This window comes from Brevibacterium zhoupengii (genome assembly GCF_021117425.1).
Taxonomy (GTDB): domain Bacteria; phylum Actinomycetota; class Actinomycetes; order Actinomycetales; family Brevibacteriaceae; genus Brevibacterium; species Brevibacterium zhoupengii.
Map to the genome: position 1 here is coordinate 2,193,733 of NZ_CP088298.1, position 11,599 is coordinate 2,205,331.

Consider the following 11,599-nt stretch of genomic DNA (forward strand, 5'->3'; position numbering starts at 1 on the left):
GAATGATGCTGTGGCAACTACCCTGGTCGGAATCTTCGGGATCACCGGCTCGCTGCTCATGCTTTTCTCTGCCATCGCGATGTTCCGGGTCCGCGACGCGTTGTCCCGAATCAACGTGTTCTCGCCGGCAACCGGGATGGGCATGCCCCTGATCGTGGCGGCAGTCTATGTCTACGACCTCCACGCCGAAGGCTTCAGCTGGGGCTCTCTGCTGATGGCCGTCGTGGCTGTGCTGTGCTTGATCATCGTTTCGTCCGTGGCCAGCAACACGCTCTCGCGGGCCAGTGTGCTCTCTGGGCAGCCTGTGTACCGAAAAACAGCACCGAATCGGTTGGCCCGCCCACCTGCAGGCGTCGTTGACGACGACCCCGACTCTCCTGATCATCCGAGGACTGGGGCTTGAGCTGTTGGGTCCTGGCAGCTGAGTTCGGGGCCCGGGCAGGCTAGTCCTTGCCCGTGGTGCGCATCGTGATGTTGATCCTGCCGCCGCCGAGGTGGTCCAGCCGGCCGTGCGCAGGTGCGGTTGAGTCGAGGATCTTCGTCACCCCGTGAAAGGCGAAGCGGGCGGGCCCTCCGAAGACGAAGGCATCGCCGGAGGCCAGACGAATGTCCTCATAGGGTTTGTTGCGGTTGTCGGTGTTGCCGAACCGGAAGATGCATGTGTCTCCGAGGGATAGAGACACGACAGGAGCGGGGTCGAACTCGTCCTTGTCCTGGTGCATCCCCATCTTCGCCTGACCGTCGTAGTAGTTGACGAGCGCCACATCGGGTTGGTAACTCTCCGGAACGAGGCCCCACAAGTTCGGTGCATCAGCGGGGGAGTCGGGATCATCGGCGACCACCTCGGCAGCGTGGGAGACGACCTGGCTGCCCAGGCGAGTCATCCAGTCTGGGAACGACATGACGCGCTGGCCATTGACATCACGCGCGTGCCGATCGTAGCGGCCGGGCTGCCAATGCCAGCCCAGCCCGATGGTTCTCACACTCATCGGATGCCCGGCGATCGACGTCGCATGTGCCGGCACCGGCCCCGACTGCCATTTCGCGTACTGCCGGATGATCCAATCCTGAGCTGCGGCATCGAGGAACCCGGGCAACCACACCGCCCCCGGTGCGATGACATGGGGGCGGCGGTCGAAGGCCTCGTCGGCGAAGAGTGACTCCATGGCAGGACGATTCGAGCTCAGAGGTCAGTGAGTTCGATCGACTGGTCCTGCAATCGTGCGGCGGACACGCTCTTGCCGATGAGTGCCCGGAGTTCGTCACCGACATCCCAGATGTTGACGTTCATCGCGGCGGTGACGTCTCCGCTGCGAGTCCAGAAGACGATGAATTCCCCGCTTGATCTGTCGCCGCGGATGACGACGTCATCGTCACTTGAGCCGTGGCCGACGTATTCCATGCCGAGATCGTACTGATCGGTGTAGAAGTACGGTTCCCAGTCGTATTCCTGGTCTCCACCGGTGATGGTCGCTGCGGCGACTTCGGCCTGGCGAACGGCGTTGTCCCAGTGTTCGACGCGCAGACGCTGGTTGAGCAACGTGTTCTGCGCGGCTGCGATATCGCCGATGGCGAGGATATTGGCATCGCTGGAGCGCATACGCTCATCGACGATGACGCCGTTATCGGTCTCCAGCCCAGCAGACGCGGCAAGTTCAATGGTGGGGTCTGCGCCGATTCCCACAACGACCAGGTCGGCAGGAAGGTCACCGGCACTGGTTTTGACGGTTTCGACGGCCTTCGTTCCTGAGAATCCTGTGGTGTCAGCCTCGGTGACGAACTTGATGCCGTTGGCCTTGTGGAGCTCTTCGAAGTACTCACCGATCTCCTTCCCGAGGGCCGACTTGAGTGGGGGAGTCGAACGCAGGACGACGGTGACATCGCTGCCGGCGTTCTGGGCAGCCGCAGCGACTTCGAGACCGACCCAGCCGCCGCCGATGATGACGACTTTGCTGCCCTGACTGAGCTGAGAACGGATTGCTACGGCATCACCGGCATCGCGCAGGGTGTGGATATTGCCCAGATCGGCGCCGGGCACGTCCAAGGACCGCGGAGTCGAACCGGTCGCCAATATCACCTGTCCGTAGACCAGGCTGTCGCCGTTGTCGAGTGTGAGGCTCTGCTGTTGGGGATCCAAGCCTGTGACCGTGGTGCCGAAGAACGTCGTGACTTCGTGGGCGGGGTACCAGTCCTCTCCGCGCAGCGCCGACTCTGCAGGATCTGAGCCTTCGAGCATGACCTTCTTCGACAAGTCCGGACGGTAGTAGGGTGCTGCCGGGTCGGCGCCGATGAGAGCGATCGACCCGGTGTAGCCACCGTCGCGCAGAGCCTCGACTGCGGTTCCGCCGCCGATTCCTGCGCCGATGATGACAGTTCCGAATTCCTGAGCCATTGTCTGTCCTTCCACGAGGGGGTTTCCTCCACCTTGTACCGACTGTCTCGGCGAGTCAACTGACGCCGGACCTGCACAGGTAGGAACCCGTTTTGTGCACCACGGGACCTTCGGCGTAAAGTGAAGAACGAAGGGGCTTTAGCTCAGTTGGTAGAGCGTTTCGTTCGCAATGAAAAGGTCAGGGGTTCGATTCCCCTAAGCTCCACTTCAGGATAGCACGTTCCGCGTGTTTTCGGGGTTTTCGCCTAGAACTCGGGGATGCTGGCTCTAGTCCCAGTGGTCATGAGTAGTCACGAATCATCGTTAATCGGTACAGGACTAGTCCCCTGGTAGTCCTATACTGAGCGCATGGCGAAGACCGAGAAACTACCCACAGGCATCAACCGAACCCCCAAAGGCAAGTACCGTGCCCGCGTCTACTTCCAAGGACGGCAGCAGTCCATAGGGCAGTTCGACACCCTCACAGACGCTAAGGCAGGCCTGTCCATTGCCAAGTCTGAAATAGTGCGTGGCGTATTCGTCCCCATGTCCACACGCAAAGCCCAAGCGAAACAGGAACAACAGGCACAGGAACGCTCCGCGATCACCGTCGATCAAGTAGTGGAGGACTACCTAAAGTTCCTCAGAACGTCGGGGAAAGCTCGGGGCACCATTTACACGTATGAGTCTCGGATGCGAACCCACCTGCAACCAAAGCTCGGACACAGGCCCATTGCCGATATCACAGTGAAAGAAATTGAAGACTGGTTCGAGGAACTGACAAAGACCAGAGGGCGCAGCGTGTCCCGGTCCGTTTATCTCACCACGTCAGCATTCTTCAACTACGCGGCAGGAAACGCACGCGGCCAATCCTCAGCGTTCGAACCCCTCATAGACCACTCACCATGCAAAGTGTCCGGTGCCGCTAAGCACCACCCAGAACGCCGTGACAGCGAACCAGTAGCCTCATTGGAGGCCGTTAATTTTGTGGCAGAATCAGTGCCCACAGACACCCGCCTAGCGATTCTTTTGGCCGCGTGGTGCGCGTTACGTATGGGTGAGATTCTGGCACTGCAAAGGCAGGACTTCCAAGAGGGTGAGGGCCATTTCTGGGTGTCGATCACGAAGCAGATACAGGCGCGCGGTAAAGGCTTATACGAGACTGAACCAAAGTCTGAAGCTGGTGTGCGTACTGTGCCTGTCCCCGCTGCACTGAACAATGATGTGATTCGTCATCTGCGGACGATTGGTGACGCAAAGTCTGCGCTGGTGTTCCCCAGGGCGGGGGAGAAGTGGAATCATCCAAATACGTTGCGGAAGCGTTTCAACAATGCACGTGACCTGTGGAATGCCGAGCACCCGAACGATGCCTTGGAGTACTTCACTTTCCATTCTTTACGTCATACGGCACTGACCCGCATTGGACAGGCTGGTGCGACGTTAGAGGAACTGAAGCGGTACGCGGGGCATTCGTCTGCCGAGGTTGTGGCGAAGTATCAGCACGCGACTAGAGACCGGCTCGCAATGTTGGCGGGGCAGCTCTCCGACCAAATCAAGCCGAAGTAGTGCGTTGTAGATTCGCGGTCCGAAATGCAATGAACCCGCACTGTACTGTGTCCGTTATCGACACGCCGAAGAAATGTCCACAGGTGAAAAGTTTGGGTGTGGACAGGTGTGGAAAACGGTGTTACGAGCACCAGAAGCACATTGGCCATTTGGCCACCCTGACCACTATTCCCGCAGGTAGGCGAACTACACCCATGTCATTCGTAATCTGTGCATAACTGTGGACGGTTTGAACACAGGTTGTGGACGATCGAAACAACACTGGTGTAACACTGGATATAGGGGTAGAGTCGACCTCGAACGCAACATCTAGCGTTCAATCCCACACATGCGGCCCGTGCATTCGTCTTGCCGAAAATGGCAGATTGACGCGACACGCCGAACAACTGTGGATGAAGTATTTGTTTTACTCAATATTCCGCGTAAATCCAATGAAGCTGCCTGTGGATGATCGAAACAACAACGGCTCAGCACCGGATTACGTGAAACAATTGACCCTATGAGCACGACTACTGTTGCTCATTCCCACACATCCTTGTCCGGGCATTCCTGTGCCCACTAAGACGAGCCACCCAAAGTTAGGAATTGACGCATGAAGTAAAATAGTGTACAGCGCGCAAGCACGCGCCGATAGCCCCGCTGACGTTTGGTCACAGAAGCGGGGCTTTTCATATTCAGCTTTTTCGGATCAACAAGATAGGCCACTACCTTGAAGAACACTCGCAACGCTACACCCTCCACGATCCCAAATCAAACTATCGCCAGCAGCGCGAACGCAACGGGTTTGTCTGAGGCCACGATCCGCCGACACATCGCCAACGGCGAATTACGCGCCTACCGCATCGGCAGAGCCATTCGCATCGCGGACAGTGACCTCATGGCACTGTATACGCCCGTCACGCCGATGTACGGGGTGCGCAATGACTGAGCGGCAGATGAAGCTACAGAAGCTCCGCAAGCAGGCGGACATGTACGCGTCACGACTCGAACGGAACCGGCAACAGGCCATGTCTGAGCACCCGGCAGGCAAGGGCGCGAAGCCGAACGGCGACCGAGTGGTTACGGACCCAACTGGGAAGCGCGCTTGCTACAACATCATGAAGAACGGGGCCGGTGATGGTGAATGACAAATGCGACCACGCCGAACAGTGGTTGGGCGTTTACCATTCCGCAGTCCAGTCCGGTTACGACAAGGGCTATGCGGAGGGGTTCGCAGCGGCCCAGTTGAGCAATGACCAGTTCGCCGAACTTGTGTCCTGGAAGATCACAGACCGGGCAGAGCAGCGCACAGCTAACGCTGACTTCTCAAAGATGGTCATTCAAATGGTGAAGACCGGCGAGGAACGCGCCAAACGCGGCATTCGGTAACACCACTTTTCAGAGCAAGCTCGCTCACATTTTTTAGGCCCACGGGCCACGCTTACCAAGATTAGGAGTCCACGTGGACGACGTTTTCAACTACACCCCCGCCGAACGTGCGGAATGGGACCCGACCGCACGAAAGTCGGGACGCTACGGGAAAGCAATCCCATCAAGCGCAATCCCGAAGAAACGCCAAAGATGGCTCATTCCCGATATGATCCCGCTGAGCACACTGACAGTGTTTGGTGGAGATGGCAGCACCGGCAAGTCAACAATGATGGTTGACGTTGCAGCGAGGCTTTCCCGCGGGGAACTCGACGGAGACATTCGTAACCCCGCCGCGACACTCATTCTCTCAGTAGAAGACTCATGGGCCGAACAGATGGGGCCAAGACTCGCCGCAGCCGGGGCAAACGAAGACCTGGTGTACAAGTACATCGTTGAGTCCTACTCCGCCGATAGCAATACCACGGCTGAGACCGTCGCAGTGCTCCCACTCGACCTCAGTGAAATCGAAACCGCAGTGCGAGAGACCGGCGCGAAGCTGGTTGTGTTCGACCCTGCACTGAGTTTCTTGGAAGGTGACCCGAACAGCGCAAAGGACGTTCGACGCGCATTCGATCCTGTGGCGACCATGGCGCAGAATCTGGGCATCTCTGTCCTACTCATTGCCCACTTCAACAAGGGTGGAAGCAGTGTAGGCGCGAAGCTCTCAGGCTCACACGCATGGCGAGACCTCACACGCTCATATTGGGGATTCGCTAAAGACCCCGAGACCGAGAAGCGTGTCTTCTCGTCCGACAAGGGCAACTACTCGAAAGACGATGCTCTCAGCTACGAATTCGAGATTGTCAGTCGAGGGGTCACCTTGGGGGACGGGACCGTGCAGGAGCGCGGCGCGGTAGCCAACATTCAGCGAACTGACCTTAACGTTAGCGAGCTGATTAGCCAGGATATTGATGATGGTGAGAAGTCAGAGAAAGCGGAATGCGCAGAATTTCTTCTCGAATACCTTAGTCGTGTGGAGTCGATGGACGCGAAACGGGAAGATATCTTCGCAGCCGCTAAAAGCGAGGGGTACAGCGACTCTACGATTAAACGGGCAAGGGGATTCGCTGGAATTTGGCATTCCCGCACGAACGAAGCCAGACCAAAGACTGTGTGGCACCACCCAAGCACGAAATCCAGTCAGACCACCACCCCCGTACATGAGCCAACTGACCTAACTGACCTAACTGCGAATTCTAGGGGATCAGGTGAGCCAACTGGTGAACCAACTGAACCCAAAGCACAGTCAGTCAGATCTTCAGTCAGCTCACCTGAACCCGCGTATTTACTGAGTCAGACCAGTCAGCTCAGTCAGACCAAGGTAGGGCCAACTGAGCCAACAGCTGAGCCAACTGACGGCACATGCAGCGAATGCGGATACTCAACCACCCCGGCATGGGGCAAACAGAACTGCACCTGCACCGGAGAGGAACTTTTCAGTGCGTAACCACTTCGTTGAGAAACCAGAACTCAGAGCAAAAAACGATCACGTCATGAACCAGAACAGGGCGCAACCCGCATTGCTGGCAGACGGGGACAACGGGGTAATGATCCGCGTAGATAGTCGAATCCACGTAATGACCATGCGCCAAGCCGAACGATTCGCAAACGCAATTCTCAACGCAATGGAGGACACCAAATGAGCACGTTTCATTCTTATCTGGCAGACCAGCGTAAACGTGATGACTGGGTGGGCGTAATTGCTAGGGAATATCTAGTTGTCGTTGAAAGCGGCCTTCGACCTCCTGCCGTTAGTTCCGCTGAGCTGTGGCCGATCCTGGGGCGCGATCTTCTGTTTAGGGACTTCACCGTAGATCACGCCAAGGCTATTGACCGGGTGAGAGAAGAGTGGAAAGCAACTCTATAACCCACCAGTGTCAAATGGCACACCTGACCGGCCCTGGCTTTACCGCTGGGGCCGGTCCTCATTCAAAGGAGAACATGAGCGAGTACATCAAGGGCACGTCACGCCCACACGAACCACCCGACGATCCCGGTATTTCGTTAGCAGGGTTCGGGGTGCCTAAGGAATCGATGCAGGCGTGGTTAGTCCTTCAAGGTCACTTTGTCGGCCAGCAAACACCATGCCGGGACCGCAGTGAATGGACTAGCCGCAGCAAAGCCGACAAAGCCACAGCCATTCGACTCTGTGGCGACTGCCCAGCCAAAGCCGCCTGCCATGAGTACGCCGAAACAGCCGGTGAACGCGGAGCCGTGTGGGGAGGGGTTGCAAGATGAAACCCCCATGGATGCGCCCAGAGAACCCAAAAAAGCCCAAATACCGAATGTACGCCGATAACACTGGCGAACTTGCCGCATACAACATTGACCGCGCCAACACCAAAGGCGACGGAACACGATTACAAGAATGGGAAACAAGGTGAGCGGGCAACCACAACTACACGTCAAACTCAACACCCACAAAGACGGAACCAGATTCGTTGCCATATCCCGTGGCAGCTACGCATGGATGAAAATCAAACCCGATGAGGTCACGAAACTAATCAACGACCTCGCGGACCTCACAGAAAACGGAGTGACAAAATGAAACCAATTAACCCTGACCGATCGTTCCGACTCGCATACGGTGTAGGAATCAAAGCCGACCCTGAGACGCTAACAAAAGATGAATGCATTGACGAACTCTATGATCTAGCGAACTTCTGTTCACGTATCCTCACCGAAAAAATTGCTATCGACAGGATTGTGCGTGAAGCCATGGCGGAAGGACTGAACAAATGAGTGTCGGATTCAGAGAACACGAAGGCTGGGAAAAGCGCAACCGGCAGATCGCCCGAGACGCAATGGTAGGCCGCGCCTACTTCTCCAATGGTGGGCTTGGTGTGGTCGTAAAGATCGCAGGAATGCCCATTGTTCTACGCCGTGACGAAGCATTGAATCTTTGTAATCGTATTGCCGACGAAATCCCAGGATGCACAGAATGAATAAGAAGCAATTGCTAGAACTCAACAACATTGCACATGGTGGCATGGTGACTTTCACCGAGGAACCCGAGTTTCTAGAAGACGTTAACGGTATGCCACTCGGTATTGACGTGTCAGAAACGCACACACAGAAACTCGATGGCATAACCGTCACCGCTGCCGAAGTGCGTGCAGCCGGTCTAACACCAGAAGACATTCCAAATCTCACAGTAATGGAACTCAAATGAGCAAAGCAGACCTCTCCAAAGAATGCGCGAAATGGCGCACACGCTGCCGGGAACTCGAAGCACACCTAACCATAGCCCACCGGCAAATCGTGCAACACGCCATAACCACAACATCATCACTCGACCCACGCGCCGTAGACGATGCCGGAATCAATATCAGTGAACTATTCCACGCAGGAACACTCGACCACGGGAAACTACGCGAACAACTCAAAACAGCACGAACACTAAAACCATGGCTATTCACCGACGAGAAACCCACATTCACCGAAGCGTTCCAAATCGGGGAAAGCTAAAGCCTTGCACCCGTAGTGTATAATTAGATATAGGAAGCAAACCCCCGTGGGGCCTTCCAACCCTCATCGGCCAGCGGCCAACTCGAAAAGGTCAGTGACCGTCGTTTCACATCGGCGGCACTGACCTTTTCTCATGCCGCAAACCGTTAGGAGCCAAACATGGCAGGTTTCACAACCAATTCAGACAAAGCCTGGTCCCCAGATATTACGAGCTTCGCACCCGTCGAAGCCGTGAAGAATGCTCTCATCCTTGAGCACACCACGAACCTCGGAAGCATTGAGGGTGACGAACCAGCAGTGCGCGTCGCCTATGTTGACGATGCCAGTGCAACGTTCTTCGCCGAAGGTGCAACCATCAGCGAATCCGATCCCGGCCTTGCTGAGGTCCTGGTGCACACAGGGAAGATCGCGCAGCTCATCCGCCTCTCACGCGAACAGTACGTCACCGGCAACACTGCCACCGAAATGTCGGCCAGTGTCTCCCGTGCCATCACACGCAAGGCAGATGAAGCGTTCCTCGCACAGGTAGCCCCCACCAGCCCAGCAGTCACCCCTCCCGCTGGTGTTCTCAACGTCACCGGCATTGAGGCCGGGGGTGAGGTCACAGGCTCCCTGGATGCCCTCATTGACCTGGTAGCCGCCCTGGAAGCCAACGGTGGTGTACCCACCGGCATCATCATTGACCCTGTGGGCTGGGCTAACCTCATGAAGCTGAAGACCGCTACCGGGGCGAACACAGGACTGCTCGGTGCAGGCACCAACGACGCGCAGCGCATGCTACTCGACCTGCCTGTCACAGTGTCGGCTGCAATGAGCGCGAACACAGGACTCGTCATCGATAAGTCTGCAATCGTTTCAGCTCTCGGAACAGTGAACGTTGCAACATCAGATCAGATCTACTTCAACTCTGACTCGATTGGTGTGCGTGCAACATGGCGCATTGGTCACAACATTGTGAAGCCTGATCGTATTGGTTCGTTCACCATTGACGATGGTGTCGCCTAACCCACTGAACCACTCCGAACGGAGTAGTTGAGTCACACTTGCCCCGCATTCGAGTCAACACGACTTGAGTGCGGGGCATTTCCTCACTCAACACCTGGCCACACCCCGGTGCCGTGGTGGTGTCAGCGTCGCTCCTCCCGCCATTGCGCGCTCTCCCCGCATTTTTTTGAGATCGCCCACCCCTGGGGCGCAATCCCTTCCCCACCGTCACGCTAGCCATCCCCTCGACTAGGGCCTGCGTGTGGAGTGGTTGTTTTCCACAGGGTGCCCCTAGTTCTAGATGATACCCCTAGGGGGTATAGCAGAAACCACTTACGCCGTCGCCCGAGGCATTGACGGATTATTTACACACGGTGAAAGAATTATGTTACCAGTGTGGGGGTTCAGGTGTAGTGTTCGGTTTACCGATTTGCAAACGAAGGGGTTTGACATGAACATTGTGGACGCTGACCGGGAGAAGTGGTGGAAGCAGCTACCCACGGAGACTCAGCAGGTTTTGTATGACGCTGCTGTTGAGGATCGCATGGATTCGGAGATTGCCGGGGTCATTATCCATTCCCCGAACCTCGTGTCTGGTCCCGAGTTCTCGCAGTGGGAGGGTGGCCATGAAGGAGACTGGTCCTGGCCGGAGTCGATGCGCCAAATGATCCTAGATGAGGGTGTATGTGCCCCGTAGACGCTGTATCGTGCTGTAAACGGACCTCGCCCCTGTGGTGGTCATCTCGTGGCCCTGCAGGGGCGATTTCGTGCATTCATGGCCTCATTGTTTCCCGTCCCATTGCACATCGTCGGGGTGCAGCCATACCCCGGTGAACTTCTTTCGCCTGTCGATGAACTCGACGAAGATCGCGTTTCCTTCTTCGTCTAACCGGAGTGCGTGCCCTGGTTTCCATTCTTCGCCGTCGCGTTCCCACATGATGCGTGCTTGGACTGGGATGCGTTTTCGTGCCGGTCTGTCGCGTGCTGGTAGGCCGTTGAGGATGTCTTGCTGGTTGGATGGGTTCCCGGTGAACTGTTCGTACATGTGTTCTATTGTGCACCTTAGGGAGAAGAAAAGACCACCCCGGCATGATTGCCAGGGTGGCCCATAGGTGACGGCGGCTAGTGGGACTCTGCAAGGTAGGTTTGCGCGAGCCGTATCGTTTCAGGGTCTAGGGGGCGTGTAGACACCCAATCCTTCGGAGCACCGTGAGCGCGATGGTCGCCGGTGCGGCGGTACAACACGCCGCAGACACCAACGTCCAGGTTCCCGTTTATCAGTTGCAGTCGGAGCTTGTGTTGTGTCATCCCGGTGAGTGTGGCGAGTTCGGCAATGCTGACATTATGGTCTTTCATGCATTCGCGAACGTTGCCCATGAATTCGGCTACCCAGGCCCTGGTTTCTTCGCTGGTCTTCATTTCAGTTCTCTCCTTTGAGTACTCGGTTGTATGCGGACTTCACTTCTGCGTGCTCGTCCCTAGCTTCACGGTACTGCTCAACCATAGAGTCGAACGTGAACCCGTAGCATTCGTCGGCTACGGCTGAGGCAATGGCCCCGGCGAGGTACTGCATTTGGCTGCTCAACGCTTCTTCACGTCGGGCGAGTGTGACAATATGGGCTGATTGGGTGAGTGTGTCAGTCATGGCGATCCTTCTCTGTGAGTGGTGGTCACCTAGTCCCCACGTAGTCCTCGAAGATTGGTGGTTACTGTTGTTGCTGGTGACAGGCTCATGAGGGATATTCCCCTAAGCTCCACAGGTTGGTCTCACAGCGGTGCAGAGGTGGTCGCGGGTTGAAG

At 56.7% G+C, this 11,599-nt stretch carries 17 protein-coding genes and 1 tRNA gene; 13 read left to right on the forward strand and 5 right to left on the reverse strand.

Annotated elements, in window-relative coordinates; all coding sequences use genetic code 11:
• The first annotated feature begins 10 nt into the window (after window positions 1-10).
• Entirely contained in the window at window positions 11-403 is a 393-nt protein-coding gene (locus LQ788_RS09965) for a cation:proton antiporter (RefSeq protein WP_317207068.1), read from the forward strand.
• 40 nt (window positions 404-443) lie between these two features.
• On the opposite strand, the gene LQ788_RS09970 is transcribed toward LQ788_RS09965, so the two are convergent.
• Both LQ788_RS09970 and LQ788_RS09975 read right to left on the reverse strand, forming a co-directional pair.
• Window positions 444-1,166 carry an alpha-ketoglutarate-dependent dioxygenase AlkB family protein gene (locus LQ788_RS09970; RefSeq protein ID WP_231447279.1) on the reverse strand — a complete coding sequence of 241 codons (723 nt, stop codon included), beginning with the start codon at window positions 1,164-1,166 and terminating at the stop codon, window positions 444-446.
• Window positions 1,167-1,183: 17 nt separating this feature from the next.
• Window positions 1,184-2,392 (reverse strand): NAD(P)/FAD-dependent oxidoreductase, encoded by a 1,209-nt coding sequence (locus LQ788_RS09975; protein WP_231447281.1) that lies wholly within the window; start codon window positions 2,390-2,392, stop codon window positions 1,184-1,186.
• A gap of 132 nt (window positions 2,393-2,524) precedes the next feature.
• On the opposite strand from LQ788_RS09975, the gene LQ788_RS09980 reads away from it, so the two are divergent.
• The 12 genes from LQ788_RS09980 to LQ788_RS10030 all read left to right on the forward strand — a co-directional run bounded on the left by LQ788_RS09980 (window position 2,525) and on the right by LQ788_RS10030 (window position 9,820).
• A tRNA-Ala gene (locus LQ788_RS09980) sits at window positions 2,525-2,597 on the forward strand.
• A gap of 143 nt (window positions 2,598-2,740) precedes the next feature.
• A complete protein-coding gene (locus LQ788_RS09985; RefSeq protein WP_231447283.1) occupies window positions 2,741-3,937 on the forward strand; it encodes a tyrosine-type recombinase/integrase in 1,197 nt (398 codons plus the stop codon).
• A gap of 709 nt (window positions 3,938-4,646) precedes the next feature.
• Complete coding sequence (locus LQ788_RS09990) at window positions 4,647-4,865, forward strand: helix-turn-helix domain-containing protein (RefSeq protein WP_262908348.1); 219 nt, start codon at window positions 4,647-4,649, stop codon at window positions 4,863-4,865.
• Window positions 4,858-5,064, forward strand: coding sequence for a hypothetical protein (locus LQ788_RS09995; protein WP_231447287.1), 207 nt, complete (start codon window positions 4,858-4,860; stop codon window positions 5,062-5,064). Before LQ788_RS09990 ends, LQ788_RS09995 begins: the two co-directional genes overlap by 8 nt.
• A complete protein-coding gene (locus LQ788_RS10000) occupies window positions 5,054-5,305 on the forward strand; it encodes a hypothetical protein (protein ID WP_231447289.1) in 252 nt (83 codons plus the stop codon). The genes LQ788_RS09995 and LQ788_RS10000 overlap by 11 nt, the downstream gene beginning before the upstream one ends.
• Before the next feature lie 73 nt (window positions 5,306-5,378).
• Window positions 5,379-6,794, forward strand: coding sequence for an AAA family ATPase (locus LQ788_RS10005; RefSeq protein ID WP_231447291.1), 1,416 nt, complete (start codon window positions 5,379-5,381; stop codon window positions 6,792-6,794).
• Window positions 6,795-7,381: 587 nt separating this feature from the next.
• Entirely contained in the window at window positions 7,382-7,585 is a 204-nt protein-coding gene (locus LQ788_RS19955; RefSeq protein ID WP_394801339.1) for a WhiB family transcriptional regulator, read from the forward strand.
• Window positions 7,586-7,891: 306 nt separating this feature from the next.
• Window positions 7,892-8,089, forward strand: coding sequence for a hypothetical protein (locus LQ788_RS10010; RefSeq protein WP_231447293.1), 198 nt, complete (start codon window positions 7,892-7,894; stop codon window positions 8,087-8,089).
• Window positions 8,086-8,292, forward strand: coding sequence for a hypothetical protein (locus LQ788_RS10015; RefSeq protein ID WP_231447295.1), 207 nt, complete (start codon window positions 8,086-8,088; stop codon window positions 8,290-8,292). Before LQ788_RS10010 ends, LQ788_RS10015 begins: the two co-directional genes overlap by 4 nt.
• The gene (locus LQ788_RS10020) at window positions 8,289-8,519 is read left to right on the forward strand and encodes a hypothetical protein (protein ID WP_231447298.1); all 231 of its coding nucleotides are present in this window, start codon (window positions 8,289-8,291) and stop codon (window positions 8,517-8,519) included. Before LQ788_RS10015 ends, LQ788_RS10020 begins: the two co-directional genes overlap by 4 nt.
• Window positions 8,516-8,815: a hypothetical protein gene (locus LQ788_RS10025; RefSeq protein WP_231447300.1), complete on the forward strand. Its 300-nt coding sequence runs from the start codon at window positions 8,516-8,518 to the stop codon at window positions 8,813-8,815. The genes LQ788_RS10020 and LQ788_RS10025 overlap by 4 nt, the downstream gene beginning before the upstream one ends.
• A gap of 159 nt (window positions 8,816-8,974) precedes the next feature.
• Entirely contained in the window at window positions 8,975-9,820 is an 846-nt protein-coding gene (locus LQ788_RS10030; RefSeq protein WP_231447302.1) for a phage major capsid protein, read from the forward strand.
• A 760-nt stretch (window positions 9,821-10,580) separates the two neighbouring features.
• On the opposite strand, the gene LQ788_RS10035 is transcribed toward LQ788_RS10030, so the two are convergent.
• From LQ788_RS10035 to LQ788_RS10045, 3 genes are all read right to left on the reverse strand, one after another.
• On the reverse strand, window positions 10,581-10,844 hold the full coding sequence (locus LQ788_RS10035; RefSeq protein WP_231440615.1) for a hypothetical protein: 264 nt from the start codon (window positions 10,842-10,844) through the stop codon (window positions 10,581-10,583).
• A 77-nt stretch (window positions 10,845-10,921) separates the two neighbouring features.
• Complete coding sequence (locus LQ788_RS10040; protein WP_231440616.1) at window positions 10,922-11,218, reverse strand: hypothetical protein; 297 nt, start codon at window positions 11,216-11,218, stop codon at window positions 10,922-10,924.
• 1 nt (window position 11,219) lies between these two features.
• Window positions 11,220-11,444, reverse strand: coding sequence for a hypothetical protein (locus LQ788_RS10045; RefSeq protein WP_231440617.1), 225 nt, complete (start codon window positions 11,442-11,444; stop codon window positions 11,220-11,222).
• Between the last annotated feature and the right edge of the window lie 155 nt (window positions 11,445-11,599).